General features: G+C 48.3%; 23 protein-coding genes and 1 pseudogene. All 24 read left to right on the forward strand.

Annotation, left to right across the window (positions count from 1 at the left end):
• Positions 1-27 precede the first annotated feature (27 nt).
• The 24 genes and pseudogenes from FX155_RS05870 (at position 28) to FX155_RS05990 (ending at position 19,767) form a co-directional block, all read left to right on the forward strand.
• Entirely contained in the window at positions 28-813 is a 786-nt protein-coding gene (locus FX155_RS05870) for a phage distal tail protein (protein ID WP_014128911.1), read from the forward strand.
• Positions 810-2,054: an XkdQ/YqbQ family protein gene (locus tag FX155_RS05875; RefSeq protein WP_154488044.1), complete on the forward strand. Its 1,245-nt coding sequence runs from the start codon at positions 810-812 to the stop codon at positions 2,052-2,054. The genes FX155_RS05870 and FX155_RS05875 overlap by 4 nt, the downstream gene beginning before the upstream one ends.
• Positions 2,054-2,698 carry a hypothetical protein gene (locus tag FX155_RS05880; protein WP_154488045.1) on the forward strand — a complete coding sequence of 215 codons (645 nt, stop codon included), beginning with the start codon at positions 2,054-2,056 and terminating at the stop codon, positions 2,696-2,698. Before FX155_RS05875 ends, FX155_RS05880 begins: the two co-directional genes overlap by 1 nt.
• A 1-nt stretch (position 2,699) precedes the next feature.
• The gene (locus FX155_RS05885; protein ID WP_154488046.1) at positions 2,700-3,035 is read left to right on the forward strand and encodes a hypothetical protein; all 336 of its coding nucleotides are present in this window, start codon (positions 2,700-2,702) and stop codon (positions 3,033-3,035) included.
• The gene (locus FX155_RS05890) at positions 3,028-4,527 is read left to right on the forward strand and encodes a hypothetical protein (protein ID WP_154488047.1); all 1,500 of its coding nucleotides are present in this window, start codon (positions 3,028-3,030) and stop codon (positions 4,525-4,527) included. The genes FX155_RS05885 and FX155_RS05890 overlap by 8 nt, the downstream gene beginning before the upstream one ends.
• Positions 4,524-5,645, forward strand: coding sequence for a radical SAM/SPASM domain-containing protein (locus FX155_RS05895; protein ID WP_154488048.1), 1,122 nt, complete (start codon positions 4,524-4,526; stop codon positions 5,643-5,645). The genes FX155_RS05890 and FX155_RS05895 overlap by 4 nt, the downstream gene beginning before the upstream one ends.
• Positions 5,620-5,982 carry a hypothetical protein gene (locus FX155_RS05900; RefSeq protein WP_045172475.1) on the forward strand — a complete coding sequence of 121 codons (363 nt, stop codon included), beginning with the start codon at positions 5,620-5,622 and terminating at the stop codon, positions 5,980-5,982. The genes FX155_RS05895 and FX155_RS05900 overlap by 26 nt, the downstream gene beginning before the upstream one ends.
• 1 nt (position 5,983) lies before the next feature.
• A complete protein-coding gene (locus tag FX155_RS05905; protein ID WP_154488049.1) occupies positions 5,984-6,355 on the forward strand; it encodes a hypothetical protein in 372 nt (123 codons plus the stop codon).
• A gap of 14 nt (positions 6,356-6,369) precedes the next feature.
• Positions 6,370-6,780, forward strand: coding sequence for a hypothetical protein (locus tag FX155_RS05910; RefSeq protein WP_014128903.1), 411 nt, complete (start codon positions 6,370-6,372; stop codon positions 6,778-6,780).
• Positions 6,774-7,604: a hypothetical protein gene (locus FX155_RS05915; protein ID WP_154488050.1), complete on the forward strand. Its 831-nt coding sequence runs from the start codon at positions 6,774-6,776 to the stop codon at positions 7,602-7,604. The genes FX155_RS05910 and FX155_RS05915 overlap by 7 nt, the downstream gene beginning before the upstream one ends.
• Before the next feature lies 1 nt (position 7,605).
• On the forward strand, positions 7,606-8,568 hold the full coding sequence (locus FX155_RS05920; RefSeq protein WP_229778456.1) for a radical SAM protein: 963 nt from the start codon (positions 7,606-7,608) through the stop codon (positions 8,566-8,568).
• Positions 8,565-9,218, forward strand: coding sequence for a hypothetical protein (locus FX155_RS05925; RefSeq protein ID WP_154488051.1), 654 nt, complete (start codon positions 8,565-8,567; stop codon positions 9,216-9,218). Before FX155_RS05920 ends, FX155_RS05925 begins: the two co-directional genes overlap by 4 nt.
• An 18-nt stretch (positions 9,219-9,236) precedes the next feature.
• A complete protein-coding gene (locus FX155_RS05930; protein ID WP_014128898.1) occupies positions 9,237-9,533 on the forward strand; it encodes a hypothetical protein in 297 nt (98 codons plus the stop codon).
• The gene (locus tag FX155_RS05935; RefSeq protein ID WP_012938482.1) at positions 9,518-9,832 is read left to right on the forward strand and encodes a hypothetical protein; all 315 of its coding nucleotides are present in this window, start codon (positions 9,518-9,520) and stop codon (positions 9,830-9,832) included. The genes FX155_RS05930 and FX155_RS05935 overlap by 16 nt, the downstream gene beginning before the upstream one ends.
• Complete coding sequence (locus FX155_RS05940; RefSeq protein ID WP_154488052.1) at positions 9,829-10,383, forward strand: N-acetylmuramoyl-L-alanine amidase family protein; 555 nt, start codon at positions 9,829-9,831, stop codon at positions 10,381-10,383. The genes FX155_RS05935 and FX155_RS05940 overlap by 4 nt, the downstream gene beginning before the upstream one ends.
• Positions 10,384-10,498: 115 nt before the next feature.
• Positions 10,499-10,933: a peptidase M24 gene (locus FX155_RS05945; RefSeq protein WP_229778457.1), complete on the forward strand. Its 435-nt coding sequence runs from the start codon at positions 10,499-10,501 to the stop codon at positions 10,931-10,933.
• A gap of 113 nt (positions 10,934-11,046) precedes the next feature.
• The gene (locus FX155_RS05950; protein ID WP_154488106.1) at positions 11,047-11,454 is read left to right on the forward strand and encodes a (deoxy)nucleoside triphosphate pyrophosphohydrolase; all 408 of its coding nucleotides are present in this window, start codon (positions 11,047-11,049) and stop codon (positions 11,452-11,454) included.
• Entirely contained in the window at positions 11,451-12,191 is a 741-nt protein-coding gene (locus tag FX155_RS05955) for a hypothetical protein (RefSeq protein ID WP_154488053.1), read from the forward strand. The genes FX155_RS05950 and FX155_RS05955 overlap by 4 nt, the downstream gene beginning before the upstream one ends.
• Before the next feature lie 524 nt (positions 12,192-12,715).
• A complete protein-coding gene (locus FX155_RS05965; protein ID WP_154488055.1) occupies positions 12,716-13,372 on the forward strand; it encodes an N-6 DNA methylase in 657 nt (218 codons plus the stop codon).
• Positions 13,365-14,891 carry an Eco57I restriction-modification methylase domain-containing protein gene (locus FX155_RS05970; RefSeq protein ID WP_154488056.1) on the forward strand — a complete coding sequence of 509 codons (1,527 nt, stop codon included), beginning with the start codon at positions 13,365-13,367 and terminating at the stop codon, positions 14,889-14,891. Before FX155_RS05965 ends, FX155_RS05970 begins: the two co-directional genes overlap by 8 nt.
• 133 nt (positions 14,892-15,024) lie before the next feature.
• Complete coding sequence (locus FX155_RS05975; protein WP_154488057.1) at positions 15,025-15,339, forward strand: hypothetical protein; 315 nt, start codon at positions 15,025-15,027, stop codon at positions 15,337-15,339.
• On the forward strand, positions 15,339-18,296 hold the full coding sequence (locus tag FX155_RS05980; RefSeq protein WP_154488058.1) for a GIY-YIG nuclease family protein: 2,958 nt from the start codon (positions 15,339-15,341) through the stop codon (positions 18,294-18,296). The genes FX155_RS05975 and FX155_RS05980 overlap by 1 nt, the downstream gene beginning before the upstream one ends.
• A 104-nt stretch (positions 18,297-18,400) precedes the next feature.
• Positions 18,401-18,793: pseudogene (locus FX155_RS05985) on the forward strand (restriction endonuclease subunit R); the annotation flags it as partial.
• Positions 18,794-18,924: 131 nt separating this feature from the next.
• Positions 18,925-19,767: a DUF4357 domain-containing protein gene (locus FX155_RS05990; RefSeq protein ID WP_154488059.1), complete on the forward strand. Its 843-nt coding sequence runs from the start codon at positions 18,925-18,927 to the stop codon at positions 19,765-19,767.
• The last annotated feature ends 212 nt before the right edge of the window (positions 19,768-19,979 follow it).

Raw genomic sequence — 19,979 nt, forward strand, 5'->3', positions numbered from 1 at the left:
GTAGTGGGAACCAGGAGGTGAAAGAGCATGTTTCCGGAAAGAAAAGAAAACGAACAGAATTTTACCATCACCAAAGACGGGGTGGAATACAAGCTGCCGGTCCATTGGAGCCTTACGGACAGCGGCAGCTATACTTTTCGGAGCAAGCTCCAGTCCCGGGCCTTTGCCCATGGAAGTGATGCAGTGGGGGATGGAAAGATTGACGGACGGACTCTCCAGGTGGAGTTTTCCATGGAAGGTGCTACGGAAGAAGACCATGACGAAGTGCTGAACGAGGCCTACACCTTCTTTGGCCAGACGGATTATTCCCTGATGGCGGGAAGACCGGACCGGGTCTACCATGTAGCCTGTTTGTCCAAGATCAAGCACAAGTTTGAGAACGGTTTCAAACAGAGACGGAGCAACATCACAGTATCCCTGCTTTTGGCAGACCCGTTCCGCTACGAAGCCCAGGAATCCCGGGTGGTGTTCGTCTTTCCCCAGGCCACGGTGCAGGCAGAAATGGTGCTCCACAACCTGGGGAGCGTGGATACGCCTCTCACTTTCCGCTTCATTCCCCTGGACCGGATGACGAACCTTACGGTCTGGCACCAGGAAGCCAAAGAGAAGTTCACCCTGACGGATGCCCTGCTGGTGGCTCCCAAGACATCCATTGTGAATGGCCGGGAAGGGACAGTCTGGCGGGATAAAGACAACAGCATCAATGCCTTTACGGGCACCTTCCTCCATGCCAAACCGGGAGCCAACCTCTTTCTGTACACAGGAGGAGCGGGCACGGTGGAAATTACCTATACCAACAGGTGGTTTGTATGACGAATTTCATCTTTGGACGGGGCCTGTTCGGCCGGTGGATCTTTGCCGGTCCTACTGGGGCCGGTGAAGGAAACAGCGACCGGGGCAAGGTCCATGAGTACTATCCCGGCCAGTTCGTGGTCTATGCCTACAAAAAGGACGGGACCCGGACGGCTATTTTTGGCGGGGGCAGCGAGGCCAATGCCCTGAATGAAGTGACCTTTGAAATCACCAGCACCGGCTGTGGCCAGTGCCAGATGACCTTTTACCGGCAGCCGGATAACGCCCAGCTGGACTATATGCAGCGTATCGACATCCACCTGTACGGAGACCGGAAACCCTGGTACAGCGGGTACATCATCAGCCGGCCTATTGAAGGGACTACGGATACCAAGTTCGTGTACAAAGGCTATGGTTTCTACAACCGGCTGGAGAATGTGATGCTCTGGAAGACCTATGAGAATACGGACGTGGGAGATATCGTCCGGGACATTGCCCGCCAGGTGGAACGGCAGACCTTGCAGGTGGTCTACAACGACAGCAAGATCCAGAGCGTGGGATACCGTCCCACCAAACTGGTCTTTGACGGGGTGACGGTGAAAGAGGCCCTGAATACCCTGGCGGACTTTGCCGTGGATTACGTGTACGGAGTGGATGAATACCGGTGTCTGTACTTTCGCCGCAGAGAGACAGCAGTGAACGAACAGGCCCGTCTTACGGTAGGAAAACACATTACTTCCTACACCCCTTCCTGGGATGTGTCCAAACTGGTGAACTGGGCTCGGATCAAGGGGGGCAGCGTGGACGACCAGGGCGAGCAGTGGCTGTGCGTTGTGGAAGATAAGGAAAGCCAGAACAGCTACGGGGTCCACCAGGCCGTCTGGAACCTGCCGGAAGCCTACGATGCCGCCGATGCCAAAAGGTGGGGCGAAAACCAGATCAGCCAGTACAAGGCTCCTGTGAAATCCGCCAAGATCAGCGGGGTGCGACTGGAGTACCCTTACCCGGACGGGACCTTCAACGTCCGACATATGTCTACTTACGGGCTGGCGGAAATCCGAAGGCTGGATGGGAATGCGGATACCTATCCTATCAAGAAGATCAAATACACCCTCTCCGGGGAAAAGGGCATCAAGACCGAAATGGAGCTGGGCGAGCCCCAATTTTCCGTGGACCGGTATCTGTCAGAAATCGAACGGCGGTCCAAGGATATCGAGCAGTCCCAGTCTTCGGCCCTGAAACAATGGAAAGGAGGAAGCTGATGGCCATCCATGATTATCGATTCAATCCCTTTGAAAACACCTTTGACATCAAGAAAATCTTCGACGAAACCCACGTGATCCCCAGCAACAGCCCCTATACCATCCGGCTGGCGGAAGTGCCCCAGAAGACTTCTCCCACCACCCTGCAGGTGAAGTTTCAGGACGGGGCGCTCCTGACGGAAGTAGCGGAAGAGCCAGCCCAGGGGCAGTATTGGCCGGACTACCTGACTACGGAGCACGGCATTGAGGGTTGGAACACCGGGACATTGAAATTTTCTGCAGCTGATGCGGGAAAGGCTGTCCGTGTTACCTATAACGGGATGGGAACTCTGACCGATGATCGGCTTATCGACCAGGTAGAGATTTCCCTAACGTCCAGCACGCAGGCAGACAAGGACGCCCGGGTGATGGGTTTGAATTCCTGGGATGTGGAGACAGGCCCCACATCGGTACCGAGACCGCTGTCCATCAAGTCTGCTTACCATATCCGGAAACACCGGGGGATCCCGGCAGGAACCTACACGCTCCGGCGCATCCTGCAGGAACTGGTGAACCGGTCCCATACGGAAGAATACTGGAAAGAGAATTCTCAGTGCAACTGCAACTGTAACTGCGACTGCAGCGATGATTCAGGAGGAGGCTAAAATGCTGGTCATTGATGAAAATAAGAACATCCAGGTGTCCCAGTACGACACCTTTTCTATCCGATTCCGTTTTACCAATTACAAGCTGACCAACGCGGACAAAGTGGTCTTTGCCATTAAGAAAACCACCAACTCTTCCGAAGTAGTGTATGCGGACACCTTCTACAACCCCAACAACAACTTCGTGGATGTGGTGGTGCCCAAGGGAGCTCTGGATTCCCTGGAGCCTGGAGCATACATCTACGACCTGGCGATCATGAACAGCGAGACGGAACGGATCTTGACCTGCTTCTTTACCAAATCTTTCATCATCAAGGGGGTGGCCCACAATGTCTGATGCTGCCAATGTGGAAGTGACGCTGACCGTCCAAAATAACACGGAAGTGGAACTGGGAGACGTGGCGGATACCTATGCCGCCGACCAGGCCCGGGAATACAAAAACAAAGCCGGAGAATATGCAGAGAATGCCCTCAACAGCCAGAACATGGCGGAAGCCTGGGCGGAAAGCGACAGCCCTCCCGCCGGGGAAGGAACCCGATCTTCTAAAGTCTGGGCAGATACAGCCCGGCAGTGGGCGGAGAGCACCCAGGAGCCGGACGGAGTTTCCGGGGCACGGTCCTCTAAAACCTGGGCGGAAACAGCACGGGCCTGGGCGGAAAGTACTGAGAATCCGGATGGGGTTGCTGGAGCCAAGTCCAGTAAAGCCTGGGCTACGGTTTCTTCCCAAAAAGCTGCTGAAGCATCCGCCAGCGCCAAGGCTGCAGATACCAGTGCCAAAGCCTCTGCCAGCAGTGCAGCGGCGGCCAAGGCTTCCCAGGAAGAAGCCACCACCCAGGCTACCATTGCCCGGCAGAATGCGGAGAGTGCCGCCGAGAAACTGGCTCAAATGCAGATTGATCTAAAGGTGAAGGCGGATGTGGACAGCCCGGCCCTGACAGGGACCCCAGCAGCTCCGACTCCCGCAGAAAATGCCCAAAGCACCCAGATCGCCAACGTGGCCTATGTGAAGCAGAAAATCGCAGAGCTGGTGAATGGCTCCGATGCCTCCCTGGATACCCTGAAAGAACTGGCGGATGCCCTGGGGAACGACCCCAACTTTGCCACTACCATCATGACGGCCATGGGGAAGAAGCTGGATGCCACAGCAACGGCCCAGGCGGCCCTGGCAGATGGGAAAGGGAACAACATCGCAGAGACCTACGCCACCAAGGCAGAACTGACCGGGGAAACCGGGACCCTTGCGACGGTGGCCAAAACCGGCAGCTATACGGATCTGCTGAACAGACCGGTGATCCCGGATAAGACCAGCCAGCTGACCAACGACAGCCGGTTTGTGGCTACGGATGCGGACGGGAATGTGACCCTGACGGGTACCCTGACCGCCACCAAAGTCTACAACGCGGTCTATAACGACTATGCCGAATTCTTTCCCCGGGGCGGAGACACCCAGCGGGGAGACATTATCGCTTTGGACGAAACAACCAATAAGGAGCAATACGTCAAGGCCACTGCCTGCAGCCTGTGTGTGGTGGGAGTCCATACGGAAGATTTCGCTTCCATCATCGGCGGCCGGACCCTTTCTCCGGGGGACGACATCCTGAAAGTGAACCTCCCTACGTATATCCCCGTAGCCCTGGCCGGCCGTGTGCCTGTCCGGATGTATGGGAAAGCCAAGAAAGGCGGATGGGTGATCCCTTCCGAAATGCCGGGAGTGGGCCGGATGGCCCTTTCGGGCGAAAGTCTTACCCAGGCGGTGGGACAGATCGTGAAGGACGATACCGCAGAAAACGTGCGGCTGGTGAAGATCATCGTAAGGAGTGGAAGATGAAATATTTAAAACGGAACATTAACACGGTATTCCTCATGCTGGGGAATTCCTGCAATATGAACTGTGCCTACTGTCTGCAGCATCCTCTGGTGCATAAGCCTCTGACCCGGGAGGTCAACCCAGAAATCTACGACTTCCTGGAAGAGATTTCTCAAGAAAACTCCCGGCCCCTCCACCTGCAGTTCTACGGCGGGGAGCCTCTGTTGTACTTTGGCACCATCCAGGAAGTGGTGGCTGCTGTTAAGAAACGCAAATTGAACATGACCTTTGGGATCATTACCAATGGCCGGGCCCTGACGGATGAAATGGTCCGTTTTTTTAATGCCCGGAATTTTACGGTCTGTGTGTCCTGGGACGGGCCTCACGTGAGGGAAACCCGGGGATACGATGTGTTTTCCGTGCCGGAAACCCGGGAACGGATCCTGGCCCTGGGACATCTCTGTCTTTCTGCCGTCCTTTCCGCCAAAGCCTATCCCCGGGAAGTGCTTCAGGCATTCCAGAAGATTTCGGAGGAGTACAGTGCCATCCATGGGTACCAGATTGCCGTGAACCTGGACGAAATTATGGACACGGGCCTTCCGAGGAAAAGCCTCCTGGACATTGACTACAGCCGGGTGAAGCGGGAGATGACGGCCATGGCCCTCCAGTTCCTGGACGGCTTTGGGAAACGGGTCCCCCCGGATCGGTACACGGAAGAAGCCTACATCCGTCAGCTTTTTGGATCCCTGAAGGATTTCTACCTGACGGGAAAAGGCAAGTGGGACCGGTACACGGCGGCCTGCGGGAACGGTCTCACGGTACTGAACCTGGATCTCCAGGGCAATCTGTATCCCTGCCACAACACCTCCCGGAAGGCCGGCACCATCCATGACGGGTACTTCAGTTACTTGCAGCGGATCCTTGCTGGGGACCACACCCATGAGTATCGAAAAGAGTGCCTGTCCTGTACAGCTCTCGCCTTCTGTCAGGGCGGCTGCAAGCTGGTGGGGGACAAAGCCCGGAAGGGATCCTACTGCCGGCTCAAGCGGGCCGTTTTCACTCCGGTCCTGATAGCCATCCAGCAGTACGGGCAGAAGCTATTGGAGAAGAACCATGGCAAAGAACGGAACCATCAATAAAACCACCTTCACGGACACGACAGCCCTCACAGATACCAGTGAGCTGAAGGTGAAGGCCATCCATGTGACGGAACTCCAGACGGCCCTGGAACAGCTCAATGCCTACGGGGCCAATGTGGACAACTGCGGAAACTGCACCTTCTGCCAGTCGTGCCAGAAATGCCAGACCTGCCAGGGATGTCAGAGCCAGAAATGTCAGTCCAGTTCCTGCCAAACCTGCCAGAGCATCAGCCAGTGCAGCTCGAGGAACTGTACCTGCCAGACGAGAGGGCAGTGCGATTGCAACTGCAACTGTAGCAACTGTAACTGCTCGGACGATTCGGGAGGAGGGCCATAAGATGGCAAGTCAGAACGAGATTGTATGGAAGAAGGACCTGACGGACATCCAGTCGGGACTGGAGACCCTTGCCACAAAGACGAAGATTTCCATCGACCTTTCCTCGATGAACTATGACAAGGTGAAGAAAATCAACGTGGCAGCCCTGGAAACAGCGGTGAACAAACTAGAGGAGGCCTTTTCGGGAAACTGTTGCCAGGCCAACTGCTGCCAGACTTGTCAGGGGTGCCAGTCTTGCCAGACATGCCAGGAATGCCAAAAATGCCAGACCTGTCAAGGGTGCCAAACCTGCCAGGGGTGCCAGAAATGCCAGTATTACATGACCCAGAACTGCAATTGCGACTGCAACTGCAATTGCTCGGATGACAGCTAAAGGAGGAACAACTTATGATCATTGCAAAAGGAAACGTAAGTACGGCGGAAGGGCCTGTGCCGGTAGAGAATCTAAAACCGGGAATGCTGGTGGTGGACCGGGGCCATCGGGCAAGGAACCTGCTGATGGTAGAACAGGTCCAGCTCCATCAGACACTCCATTTTGAACGGAACAAAGACCTGGTCCTGGCGGGGAACAGCCTTCTTTTCACCCTTACTGGGTTGCGAAGCGCCATCTCCCTCAAAGGCGTGCGGAAGGCTATGAATGGACGAATCCAGATGCTCTTTGAAGGGAGAAAGATGCAGGAGGATGTGATGAAAATCAAAAAGGAAGAAGTCACCGGCTATCGCCTGACCATCGAGGGTGGCAAGGATGTCCTGGTCAATGGGTACGATGTAGCAGACAAGGAGGAAGGGGTATGCTGAAGATCTATTACAACGAGGAATCCAATGCTGACTACCTGATCCACCTGACTCTCCGGGGCGATTACTGCAAGGCGGAATGCACCAGCAACAGCGAAAGCCGGAAGGGAGCGGATGTGATCGAGACCATGCATCCTTACAGTTCCTACGTTCTTACAGAAGGAAACGGGACCGTGAAACTGTTCCGCCGTCCCATGGCCTCGGACTACCGGTTCCTTGACCTTAACCGGTTGGGAGTATCCATCAAGCTGGACTTTGCCGTCCTGACCCAGCTTTATGGAAATACCACCATCCTCGATATCGATACGGGCATCATGGCGGAAGGCCAGCGGGATATTGTGGTGCGGATGTTCAACGGGCAGAAGGAAAACCTGACCCTTGACACGGACCAGGAATATGAACTGTTGCCCTTTAACACCAGCGACTTGATCCTGGGGGATCATCCCCGGATGACCTTGTGGGACAGCTACAGTCTTTCTGCCAACGGACGGGAGCTGATGGCCAACCGGAAAGGATACCTGATTGATGGAGATCCGGAAGAACCCTTCACCCCGGAAGGTGATAAGGATTATATCGATTTTACCATCCAAAAGTACAAAGGAGATTTCTCTACGAAGGAGAAGCTAACCCGGGATATTGATGACGAAGAAGTCTTTGTAGAATCTTCTGCCGGCCTTGTGAACAACAGACGGGTAAGGCTTGTAAAGGGAACGGGCAGTTTCCGCCTGTATCCCTTTGGGTACGAAGGCCCGGTGAAGATTAAGCTGGGGAGAAAGTGGTACGAGGTGTGGAACGACTATCTGGTGTTTGTTGGAAGGCAGGGGTAATATGCAAAAAAACAAGATGGATTTGCCGACACAGGTTCAAATCACCCTTTATTTAGGTAGCCAGTGCAATCTCCACTGTGCCTACTGCCACCGGGAGGCTTCGGATGGGGAAGGGGGCATTTCAGAAGAATTTCTGGCAAAATTGAAACGGAATCCTCCTAGAGCCATCAAGTTCATGGGAGGGGAACCTCTGCTTTACATGAAGGAAATCCGGAAAGTGGTGGAAGCAGTGCCCCAAGCGAAGTTTGCGGTCAGCACCAACGGCATCGACATCGAAAAGCACCTGGATTATTTCCGGGAGCATTACTTCCAAATCTGCATCAGCTATGATGGGGCAGAAAGGGACCTGCGGGGGTACGATCCCTTCACCGCTCTTTGGGATTATCCGGATCTAGCGGTTTCCACTACCCTGTATCATGGAAATACGGACCTGGGGGCCATTATGGCAAAGTTCCGGGGGAAGGAGAAAGTCATCGGCAGGAATCTGTCCTTCTTCCCGCATCTCATGCATGTAACCAACGAGGAGAATCGGAAGTATGCCCTGACCCGGGAGGACTACGATTCCATCCTGGAACAGTACAAGAAGTATGTGGGGTTGTATCTGTCCCGGTTCCGGAGGTTCGGCATCCGGGACAAGCGGTATGAAGGACTTTACCAAACCCTGGAACGGCGCAGGGAGGTTCAGTACATTTACGGAGAAACCTACTGCAGCAACCGGACCATCCGGAAGGTGGATGCCAAAGGACGGCAGTATCCGTGTCTTTATATCCGCCGCCAGGGGCTTTCCGATAACTGGTTGAAGGAACAGCAGGATCTCCTGGATGCCTTGAGTCCCGAATGCCGCCAGTGCTCTGTTTACGGCATGTGCGGCGGGGCCTGTATCGTCAGCCAGGAGCATGCTCAGGAGTGCCGGTTCTACAAGGCCCTCTACACCTGGTTCCAGAAGGAAGTGAACCGGCCATGAACCATCTCTTTATCTTCCCGGAGGCGGTGCAGACAACGGATACCATTTCCCTGGATCTGGAAGAAAGGCGACTGAGCTTCTCCTGCAGCAACAAACGAGTGGCCATCAACCTGGATGCCCTTCGGAGCGGGTCCTCCACGGTGATCTTGAAGAACCCCATCACAGGGTCCGTGTATCCCCTGTTCAACTTCCGGGAGATTCTCCAGGTGATGGATCTGGGGCCCCAGGAGCTGCTGCGGACTCTGAGTCTGTGCTCCTTTGTGCAGATTGACAAGTACGGGAAGGATACCTTTATGAAGGTGTTCCTGCCCAAGGGCCAGCCGGAACTCCGAAGCCGCACTCATGACTTCTCCCGTTTTCCTCATGTAGCCATGGCCGACCTCCACAAACTGGACCGGGCCTTTAGCTGGAGTGTGCATCATGTGGAGGCCCGGATCCATTACGGTCGGATCGAGGGAAGCCTGGTGTTTGAACGATCTGCCTTCTGGAAGGAGCCGGTTTATGTGAGCCACGCCGGCCAGACCCAGGAGCTGACCCAAGGGGAGAACTGGTTCTCCTTTGCCTGGAGTCCTACGGAAGACGTGTACTGCGGCACCGAACAGGGACGGTACAAAGGCCGGGCTCTCCATGTTTCTGGAGATCGACGATAACAGAAAGGAGGGAAGACCATGAACTTCATTAGCTACACTTTTGTGAACGCGGTAATCAGTGCCCTGGCAGTCTTCGGGTGCTGGCTGATCCTGCGGCCACAAAAAATCGAGAACCAGGCGCTCCACAAAAGCATCGACAACAACACCAAAGCTCTGGAAGATTTGACGGGGCTCATCAACGAAATGCGGGTGGCCCAGGCAGGCATCGAGACCAATATCGACAACCTGTGGCACCGGTACAAGGACCTGAAGGGAGAAGTGGACCGCATCCACGATCACAGTAATCTGGGGAATCCGCCATGTTTGAAAAAGTAAAAGGGATACTGACTAAAGGCCTGGATGCGGTGAAAGCACGCCTGAACCAATTCCAGCAGCCCATCAAATGGATCGTCATAGGGTATCTTGTGACGGTCTTTCTTTTTGTGCTTTCCTACTATGGCTTCTGGCTGTATCTGGCGGTGACGGGGAAAATCCAGCTGCCGGACCTTCTGGCCATGGTGCGGGAACTGGTCGGGCCTGCCATGGTGGGGTTTGTCACCTTCATTGCAGGCTGCTTTGTGGATCTTGACGGGAACGGCATCCCGGACCACTTTGAAAAGGAGGAGAAGAAATGAAGATTTTTATCAATCCGGGGCATATGCCCGGCGTGGACAGCGGGGCTGTCAATGACAAATACGGCGTCACGGAAGCCGGTATCGTAAAGGAAATCGGGGCAGGGGTCCAGCAGTACCTGAACCGGGTGGGCTATGACTGCCTGCTGGTCCAGTCCGACAATCTCTGCGGAGAATCTCCCAACTATACCAATATTTGTACCAGTGCCAACGGGTGGCAGGCGGACCTGTTCCTTTCCATCCACTGCAACGCGGCGGCTGCAGAAGAAGCTCAGGGGACGGAAACCCTGGTGTACAGCAGTGACAGTGCAGAAGTCTGCGGTCTGGCGGAATGCATCCAGAACCAGATCGTCCAGAGCCTGGGCACCGTGGACCGGGGCGTCAAGGAACGGCCGGGGCTGGCGGTGCTCCGGGAGACGGATATGCCGGCTGTCCTTGTGGAAACGGCTTTTATCACCAATGAGGAAGATGTACAGCTCCTGATGAACCGGAAGGACGAATTTGCCCGTGCCATTGCCCGCGGGGTGACGGATTATGTGGCCCAGAAAGGATGAGAGACCATGGACATGTGGCGGATCAGCGATGAATTTCTTCTGGGCTATCTGTTGGGCATCCTGACCGGGGTGCTTCTCTTTACCCTGGTCATCTGAAGAAAGAGGGTGGGGATCATTGAGAAAAAGCGCCTGGTGCTTATTTCTGTGCTTGTTGTTGTCCTTTCCGCAGGTCTCCTGGGCCTCTACGTATTCCATAACGGAAGAGGAACTGACCCGGTTGGAAGCGAATATAAGCGAGCTGCAGACCATCAACAACAGATTACAGAAGGAATCCAGTCAGCAGAAGAAACGCATGGAGGAATTGGAAACGCAATTGACCGCAGCGCAGAGCGAATTGCAGAAAGCCATGGAACAGTCCAGTCTGCTCGGGAATCAGTTGAAAGAACTGGAGAGGACCTCGATCAGGCAGGAAGAATCCTTGCGGATTGCCAACGAATCCTTAGCCGCGTACGAGAAAGAAAACAATAGGACACAAAAACGACTGAAGGCCCAGCGGAACCTGGCTTACGGGATAGGGACAGTGCTGCTGGCGGCTTTGGTGCGGAAATGAAGAAAACCGTGGTGGGAAGCTCTCTGCCACGGTTCTTTTTTTATTGCAGTTCCAAAATTTGCACACTGTCTATGTTATAATAACTGTATATGCAGGGAGAAGGGGAGATGGCTTTGAAAACGGTACGGGTTGTGGCGGCGCTGATTCTCAACCAGGATAAGGTCCTGGCCACCCAACGGGGGTATGGAGAATTCAAAGATGGATGGGAATTCCCTGGGGGAAAGATCGAGCCAGGGGAAACTCCGGAACAGGCCATCAAACGGGAGATCCGGGAAGAGCTGGCTACGGACATCCGGGTGGAACAGCCTCTCACCACGGTTGAATACGACTATCCCACCTTCCATCTTTCCATGGAATGCTTCATCTGTAAAGTGGAAAAAGGAAACCTGATCCTATTGGAACACGAAGCGAAAAAGTGGCTTTCCTTTGATGAACTGGATGCTGTGGATTGGCTGCCAGCAGATCAGCTGGTGGTGACGGCATTTCGGAAATATATGTGCAAAAGAGGAGCGGAAAAATGAAAGTGATTCGTAACCTGGTTATGAGCATACTTTGTATCAGCCTTGCTTTCCTGTCCTGTACATCACCCGTTTCAGCTGCCAGAACACCCATCCAGTATATGATGAGACGCATGAATTATATGCAGGGGACCTGGTATGGGGTAGAAAATCCTTCGGACATTGTTACTTTCAATGGTGGACTTTTCAACGGAAAACAAATCGTTGGATTTGATAACCTGGCAGGAGGGGGCGGCGATTTTGGCTGTAACATGATAATACAGCAAGATGGGGAAGAGACAAATATTCTGCTGGATGCTCAAAATTTAGGTCCGGCGGATAAGCCATATCATCAATATCTGCGTATAAATGATATTTTGTATACCCGGAGCCAGGGGCCTCTTTATGGAGAATCAGTAGGCGGGATTTATTTGGGGATGCCTGTAGGAAAAGTCGTAGAATTATATGGAAAGCCAGATTTGACGGAGCAGCAAAGGAGCCGAATACTCTATGCCTATACCAGGTTGGGGATGATGTTGGATATTCGGGATGGAATCGTACAGCAAATCCGTATTTATAAGCTGGGTGATCGAAAACTGGATAATACCCTGTTGGATTGCAACAGCTCTCTTGATGAATTTAAGGAAGCCTATGGCTTGTCGGAAATCAAAATGAGGGGAGCTAATTCTATAGGTAAGGAAGAGTATCTTTGGTTTAATGAGTATCCCCAAAGCATTGCTCTATCACTGTACTGGAATTAAAATGGAAAATGGGTGGTCGATTCCAAGGCCACCAATCGAGGACCGAGAAATTTCAGAAGGCCATAGAAAGCGTGTATCGGGTACTCTTCACACGAAGCCGCAAAGGGATGTTCCTGTATTTTCCAAGGGAATCGAAGGATTGGAAGTTGGAAGAGACGTATCGGTGGTTTGTGGGGATGATGGAGATAGAAGAAAAAGATTTATAAGGCAATTATGGATTCTCCTTACTTTCAAGCATGGAGGAATGAATATGTTAGATACAATAGTCGGGGATGTGGTAGGATCTCGTTTTGAATGGAACAATCACAAAGGTAAGAATTTTGATTTTCTTACATATTAATGTGAATTGACCGACGACAGTATTATGACCTTAGTCGTAACTAAGGCAATTCTTGAATATGACGGAGATTTAAAGATACTTTCTAAGTTAACTGTCAGTTATATGCAGCGCCTTGGAAGATTATATCCAGATTCGGGTTATGGTAATAATTGATAATGAATAATATAAAAAGGGGCATTAATTTATGAGCGATCAAATTAAATCCAAGCAGCGAGTTACTGATCATGGCGAGGTGTTTACGGCCCCACGAGAAGTTAATGCTATGCTAGATCTTGTAAAACAAGAGACCGAACGGATAGACAGTCGTTTCTTGGAACCTGCCTGTGGTGAAGGAGCATTCTTGGAGGAAGTGCTTCGAAGAAAGATGGCTGTTGTTAAAAAACAATATGGTAAGAATGCATTTGACTATGAACGATATTCTGTTTTAGCAGTAACAAGTATTTATGGCGTTGATATTATGGAAGATAATACTGAAATATGTCGTCAGAATCTGTTTAATATATGGAATAAAGAATACACGACAGTTGCAAAAAAACAAGCTAATGATCAATGCAGAAATGTCGTGAAATTTATTCTTTCAAAAAATATTATTTGTGGGGATGCATTGACAATGTTGAAAAATGACGGGAAACCAATCATTTTTGCTGAATGGAATCTTGTGACAGGTGACCAGATAAAACGACGGGATTATGCCTTGAATGAGCTATTGGAAGGTCACGACGAACAGATGAATATATTCATGATGGACTGGGAATACGATGAAGAGGTACAGGCTTTTATCCCATCCCCGGTAAAGGAATATCCGTTAACAGATTATAGGAGGATAGCAGATTATGAGTGACGATTTATACACAGCAACATATAACCCGGATGTGATCTCGTGTCTGGCGAATCTCTCTAATGATGAAGTATTTACACCTCCCGAAGTAGCCAATGCTATGCTGGATATGCTACCGCAGAAGTTGTTTGAAAACCCGGATACTAAGTTTCTTGATCCATCTACAAAATCTGGCGTGTTTTTGCGCGAAATTGCAAAAAGGCTGATTATCGGACTTGAAGATAAAATCCCTGATCTGCAGGATAGACTTGATCATATTTTTCATAAGCAGCTTTATGGAATAGCGATAACTGAGTTAACGAGCTTACTGGCGCGCAGAAGTTTGTACTGCTCAAAATATCCAAACAGTATTTATTCTGTATCCCCTTTTGATGATGTACAGGGAAATATTAGATATAGGAAGATTAAGCATCGTTTTAAGAACAACTTTTGTATTTATTGCGGAGCTTCAAAAAGCGAATATGGAGAAAAAAAACGTGGGGATGATCTTGAAACTCATGCTTATGAGTTTATTCATACGACAAAACCGGAGGCAATTTTCAATATGAAGTTTGATGTTATTATTAGCAACCCGCCGTATCAGCTGAGTGATTCTGGAAATGGGAAAAGCGCTAAACCAATTTATCAATATTTTGTAGAACAAGCCATGAAACTGAAACCTAGATACTTGACTATGGTAATTCCATCAAGGTGGTTCACAGGGGGGAAAGGTCTTACTGATTTTAGACATGAAATGCTATCTGATAAGAGAATCAGAAAACTTGTTGATTATGAAAATTTTAAAGACATTTTTCCAGGAGTAGATCTTGCAGGTGGGGCATGCTATTTCCTTTGGGACAGAGATAACCCTGGGACCTGTGAGGTGACAAATTTTAGTAAAGATGAGCCTACTGTAGCAATTCGTAACTTAGATGAATATGAAGTTTTTATTAGGCAAAATAAGGCTGTTGAAATTGTCAAGAAAGTTACTAGCCAAAACAAGAAATTTTTAAGCGATCGTGTTTCATCCAGAAAACCGTTTGGTCTTCCAACTAACTATAAGCCACAGGAAAAAGGGGTTCCGTGTTGGTTTATACAGCGTATAGGACTAAAGTATGCAAAAAGCATTGATGTAGATGATACCCATCAATATTTAAACAAATGGAAATTCCTTGCACCTAAAGCTCCGATTGCTGGCCAAACCGATTTTACAAAACCTGTCGGATTTTATTACGATGGTAATACCATAATCGCAAAACCGGGCGAATGTTGCACTGAATCTTATATCATATTGGGAGCTTTTGATACAGAGGATGAGGTTAAATCGTATAAGTCATATATTTTTACAAAAACGGTACGATTCTTATTGTTACAGACTGTAACGTCTCAAGATGTGACAAAAAAGAACTATTGCTTTGTACCGGACCTTGGAGATTATTCTGGTAAATATACTGATGAACAGCTTGTTAAACTTTGGAACTTATCTGATAACGAGTGGAGATACATTGATTCTCGAATAGCTGACGTCAATGAAAAGGCATGAATAAGGGATGGTGAAGCATGGACGATCATTGGATAATTCCATCTAATTATGAAAGGTATAACATAAAATAGCACTTTAGTCATAGCAAATTATTTGGAGGAATTTTTTATTTATCAGAAGAAAATGTGATATTGTGTACATTTATGTAGGTAAACCGATAAGTGAAGTAAAATATCGCTGCAAAGTAGTTGAAGATCAAATTGATGACTTTCAATTGTATAAAAATTTGTATGCGATTCCCAAAAAGGTATACCATAATTATTTTTCTAATAGAGACGAGTATATTAAGCTTGAATTTGAATACGAGTATCCATATGGGACTTTTATGTTGGAAAGTTTACGTAATCATGGGTTTGGACAGGTACAAATTCAAGCACGTACAAGTAGAGAGTTACAAAATATAATAAATTCAATTGAGAGAGCAATGAGAAACGGGGGAAAAAGATAATGGAAGAAGAATTATTTCCTCAACGGCCAAATCTTATTCCGACAATTTATGCATATGAACTTCCAACAGTCCCATCACATAAAGGATATATAAAAGTCGGATATACAGGCCGTGATGTTGATACAAGAATAAAGGAACAACTTCATACTTCAGGAGTGCGATATCGTTTACTCGGTACTTGGCCCGCAATGCGGAATGACGGAAGCTGCTTTATGGATCATGAGGTTCATAAAATTCTTAGGAGGAAAGGCTTCAGGCAGTTATCTGAAGGCGAAGATCGAAATGAGTGGTATCGCTGCAGTGTTTCTGATGTTGCATCTGCGGTTGTTGCAGTTCAGACAGGAAAGGAGAATCTGGAGGCGCGTACCCAGACTTTCAAGATGCGTCCAGAGCAGGAGGCGGCTGTCAACAAGACGATAGCGTATTATCAATCAGCCTATCAAGAGAATAGCCATCGCGCGCCGAAGTTTTTATGGAACGCAAAGATGCGGTTTGGTAAGACCTTTGCTTCTTATGAGCTTGCTAAGAAGATGGGATTATCCAGAGTATTGATCCTTACATTTAAACCAGCGGTTCAGACTGCATGGCGCGAGGATCTAATGACTCATGTAGATTTTGAAGGCTGGCAGTTTATTTGTCGTCCTTCAGAAGTTGGTGGTATGAGCACCGATGAACAATATCGGCATGCAGATAAGAACCGTCCCATTGTATGCTTTGGTTCTTTTCAGGACTTCCTCGGTGTAGATAAAAATACAGGTGGTATCAAGACAAATAATGAGTGGGTACACGCTACAAACTGGGATCTTGTTATTTTCGACGAATACCATTTTGGTGCGTGGAAAGATAATGCAAAGAAGCTGTTTGAACAAGATGAAGATGAGTACGACGATGAAGATCTGTCAAAGTATGATGCCGGAAATGCGTATGATGAAACTTGGCTTCCTATTACAACAACATATTATCTTTTTCTGTCAGGAACACCATTCAGAGCATTAAATTCTGGAGAGTTTATTGAAGATCAGATTTATAACTGGACATATTCAGATGAACAGCGTGCGAAAGCTAAATGGAAAGGGCCGAATAATCCATATGCTGCTTTGCCAAGAATGGTTATGATGACCTACAAAATCCCAGAGAGCATCCAGCGTATTGCCAAGAAGGGTGAGTTCGACGAATTCGATCTTAATATTTTTTTCTCTGCTGAAGGCAAAGGTAAAGATGCCCATTTTGTGTACGAGGACTACGTTCAGAAATGGCTTGACTTGATCCGCGGATCCTATCTTGAAACAACTGTCAATGAGCTAAAACTTGGTGCCGAAAAGCCACCTATGCCTTTTTCTGATACCAGACTTTTAAATGTACTATCTCATACACTGTGGTTTCTGCCAAACGTTGCAGCGTGCTACGCAATGTCAAATCTGCTGAAGCAAAAACAAAATACCTTCTACCATGATTATAAAGTCAATGTTTGTGCGGGAACTGAAGCTGGAATTGGTGCGGCAGCATTGGAACCTGTTCGCCGGTCGATGGACGATCCACTGCATTCCAAATCTATAACTTTGTCGTGTGGCAAATTAACGACCGGTGTTACTATTAAGCCTTGGACGGGCATTTTTATGCTTCGTAATCTCTCAAGTCCAGAGACATATTTTCAGGCGGCTTTCCGTGTACAAAGCCCGTGGGAAATCACAAATGATGATGGCAGCCGTGAAATTATCAAGAAAGAATGTTATGTATTCGATTTTGCATTGGATCGTGCACTTCGAGAGGTATCAGATTATAGCTGTCAACTGGATGTAAAAGAAAGTAATCCGGAGAAGAAGGTTGGTGAGTTTATAAAATTCTTACCAGTTCTTGCGTATGATGGTAGTGCAATGCGACAGGTTAACGCAGGTGAAATTCTGGATATTGCGATGGCCGGTACTTCGGCGACGTTGCTCGCGAGACGCTGGGAAAGTGCTCTTCTTGTCAATGTTGATAATGATACTCTGACGAGACTGCTCTCTAATGAGGACGCTATGAATGCCCTGATGCATATTGAGGGTTTCAGAAGTCTTAATGCAGATATCAAAACAATTATCAATAAGTCTGAGCACGTGAAGAAAGCTAAGAAGGATGGCAAGAAGTTATCTTCGAAAGAAAAAAAAGAGTTAACGGAAGAAGAGAAAGAATACAAGTCGAAGCGTAAAGAGATCCAGGAAAAACTCATCAAATTTGCTACACGAATTCCGATCTTCATGTATTTGACTGACTACCGTGAGTACAGCCTGAAAGATGTCGTTACCCAACTGGAACCAGCTCTTTTCAAGAAGGTTACAGGTCTGGAAGTGAAAGACTTTGAGATGCTCGTCTCATTAAATGTTTTTAACGAAGCATTAATGAATGACGCTGTCTACAAGTTTAAACGATATGAAGATGCCAGCCTGATCTATACCGGTGTTAATAAACATAAAAACGAGAAAGTTGGCCTATTCAGTACAGTTATATCTCGTGATGACTACGACAAGATGGCCGGGCAGCTTTTGACTTCTGAGGAACTGAAAAATAAAGCAGAAGAAGAGTTACCGAATCGCCCAGTATTTTCAAACATTATTTCTTATCACTCTAAAGAGGACGATGATGAGGAAGAAAAGCCTGCATTGCGAGTGGCAAAAAAACAGAGTCCTTTTCATTCGAATAATCGAACGCCAATAGTAAAAGAAATTGGCAAGTCGGATGAAGCTCCGGTAAAGCCGGGAGCACATTTTGGAGTAAAGAAAAATCTTGATATAAGGATTCAACTTACGAAGCAAGAAATAGATTCAATTAAAGTCGGATCGTCTGTCCGTCACAAAGCATATGGTATGGGAACCGTAGCTGGATTTAAAAAAGGGATTATTATTGTCTCTTTTGGCAGCACAAAGAAAAAGTTCCAGTTCCCGGGAGCATTTGAGCAGGGATTTCTGTTTATAAAGTAGATTCTTTGTATAATATGAACAAGCAATCTAGAAAAGATTTTTTTGCGAGCGATACATTTTTTACATTAATAACAATCATTGATCTTTAGAATGAATCAGCAAGATTTTTCCAAATATATCGTGCTCGGAAAAATGTCCAGGATTATGTTTTTGTGGACGGAACAGCAGAAAAGTCCATTGAACGGAAATTCGCAGAAGCCATGGATGTGGATGATAAAGTGGCTGTATATGCAAAGCTGCCGCGGGGCTTCCAGATCCCGACTCCCGTTGGAAACTATGCGCCGGATTGGGCCATAGCCTTCCAGAAGGGAACTGTAAAACACATTTACTTTGTTGCAGAAACCAAGGGATCCATGGAAAGCCTGGATTTGCGTCCCATTGAACAAGCGAAGATTAAATGCGCCAAGAAACTCTTTAATGAAATTTCAAAGGATGATGTGGTGTACGGGCAGGTAGATTCCTATCAGAATCTGCTGAGCTTGATGAATGCAATTTAAAAGGGAAAAGGATAAAACTGATGTAAAGAAACAGAGTTTATTCTTTGATTCTTATCGTATGGGGAAGTGGATATTAAATGCACGGGTTAAAAATCTATTTGGCAGACGGGAATTTTAAGGGGACCGTAACGATGAGCAGTGATTCATCAAAATTTACGGCAGTCCGCGTCAGCAGGAAAGCAATGCATGACTTTGATACAGAGCTGGATGGCACGGGAATTTATTTTCTCCTTGTCGGTACTGATGCGGTTTATGTAGGGCAGACCGGGTTGGATACTCTTCAAAAGAGAATATTGAATAAGCATTCTGCTGACATTGACAAGTCATGGCATACCGTGCTTGCCTTTAAGTTTGCCGATTTTACCATCACTACAAATGAGCTTTTGTTCATTGAAAACGCTATGTGTGAGTATGTCCATGCTCACTATCCGAAGTGCCTGACCACAACTCCGGCCAAGGAAAACTGCAATTCGAAATACAGAAAAGATCATTATCATCTTGGAGCTGCACAAATTCATACTTGCGAAGATTACATCAAAGACATCGAGCATTATATTTCGATGTTTCCGGGATCTATCTTTGATGGATTTGTACAACCGAAACCTCCAACTGGTGCGCCTGGACCCCAAAAACAGAAAACGCTTTTTCAGTTTGTAAACAGCAAACAAGGTGTGAAGGCAACGGCTGAAATCGAGATTCACACAGGCAATACGCAGCCAAGAGAAACAAGAGTGAAGGCAGGGGCTACGCTGTCTAAGGATGTATCACCCAATTTTAAATCTTCGGATTCTGTTAAACAAGAAAGAATGGAACTGGAAAAAGAAGGCAAGATTATTGACCGTGTATTGCAAGTAGATGTTCCCTTCAAATCCCAGAGTGCTGCTTTAGCTTTCCTCAATGGTACTTCTTTAAGTGGAAATAAATGCTGGAAGACAGTTGATGGAAACATACCGCTTGGGGATTTACTAGTGTAAACGACTAAAGGGGCAGAAATTAAAGAAATAAAAATTTATACTTTGCAGAGGAACGTCCAAGTGACGGGCCTCTTATTTTTTTGTCTCAAGATCGATCAAAAAACCTTAGCCGGTATAGGAGCCATGGCAGCTTCTCATACCGGTTTTTTTGCATGCCCAGAAAAATTATTTAAATTTTTTTGGAGAAACCGTCAGAAAATCCACTCTCCCAA

The sequence above is a fragment of the Acidaminococcus fermentans genome (genome assembly GCF_009696675.1).
In the GTDB taxonomy this organism is placed as follows: domain Bacteria; phylum Bacillota; class Negativicutes; order Acidaminococcales; family Acidaminococcaceae; genus Acidaminococcus.

Excerpts from the sequence above, each read along its gene's own strand:
- FX155_RS05870 (WP_014128911.1), top strand. The coding sequence starts at position 28 with ATGTTTCCGGAAAGAAAAGAAAACGAACAGAATTTTACCATCACCAAA.
- FX155_RS05875 (WP_154488044.1), top strand. The coding sequence starts at position 810 with ATGACGAATTTCATCTTTGGACGGGGCCTGTTCGGCCGGTGGATCTTT.
- FX155_RS05880 (WP_154488045.1), top strand. The coding sequence starts at position 2,054 with ATGGCCATCCATGATTATCGATTCAATCCCTTTGAAAACACCTTTGAC.
- FX155_RS05885 (WP_154488046.1), top strand. The coding sequence starts at position 2,700 with ATGCTGGTCATTGATGAAAATAAGAACATCCAGGTGTCCCAGTACGAC.
- FX155_RS05890 (WP_154488047.1), top strand. The coding sequence starts at position 3,028 with ATGTCTGATGCTGCCAATGTGGAAGTGACGCTGACCGTCCAAAATAAC.
- FX155_RS05895 (WP_154488048.1), top strand. The coding sequence starts at position 4,524 with ATGAAATATTTAAAACGGAACATTAACACGGTATTCCTCATGCTGGGG.
- FX155_RS05900 (WP_045172475.1), top strand. The coding sequence starts at position 5,620 with ATGGCAAAGAACGGAACCATCAATAAAACCACCTTCACGGACACGACA.
- FX155_RS05905 (WP_154488049.1), top strand. The coding sequence starts at position 5,984 with ATGGCAAGTCAGAACGAGATTGTATGGAAGAAGGACCTGACGGACATC.
- FX155_RS05910 (WP_014128903.1), top strand. The coding sequence starts at position 6,370 with ATGATCATTGCAAAAGGAAACGTAAGTACGGCGGAAGGGCCTGTGCCG.
- FX155_RS05915 (WP_154488050.1), top strand. The coding sequence starts at position 6,774 with ATGCTGAAGATCTATTACAACGAGGAATCCAATGCTGACTACCTGATC.
- FX155_RS05920 (WP_229778456.1), top strand. The coding sequence starts at position 7,606 with ATGCAAAAAAACAAGATGGATTTGCCGACACAGGTTCAAATCACCCTT.
- FX155_RS05925 (WP_154488051.1), top strand. The coding sequence starts at position 8,565 with ATGAACCATCTCTTTATCTTCCCGGAGGCGGTGCAGACAACGGATACC.
- FX155_RS05930 (WP_014128898.1), top strand. The coding sequence starts at position 9,237 with ATGAACTTCATTAGCTACACTTTTGTGAACGCGGTAATCAGTGCCCTG.
- FX155_RS05935 (WP_012938482.1), top strand. The coding sequence starts at position 9,518 with ATGTTTGAAAAAGTAAAAGGGATACTGACTAAAGGCCTGGATGCGGTG.
- FX155_RS05940 (WP_154488052.1), top strand. The coding sequence starts at position 9,829 with ATGAAGATTTTTATCAATCCGGGGCATATGCCCGGCGTGGACAGCGGG.
- FX155_RS05955 (WP_154488053.1), top strand. The coding sequence starts at position 11,451 with ATGAAAGTGATTCGTAACCTGGTTATGAGCATACTTTGTATCAGCCTT.
- FX155_RS05965 (WP_154488055.1), top strand. The coding sequence starts at position 12,716 with ATGAGCGATCAAATTAAATCCAAGCAGCGAGTTACTGATCATGGCGAG.
- FX155_RS05970 (WP_154488056.1), top strand. The coding sequence starts at position 13,365 with ATGAGTGACGATTTATACACAGCAACATATAACCCGGATGTGATCTCG.
- FX155_RS05980 (WP_154488058.1), top strand. The coding sequence starts at position 15,339 with ATGGAAGAAGAATTATTTCCTCAACGGCCAAATCTTATTCCGACAATT.
- FX155_RS05990 (WP_154488059.1), top strand. The coding sequence starts at position 18,925 with ATGAGCAGTGATTCATCAAAATTTACGGCAGTCCGCGTCAGCAGGAAA.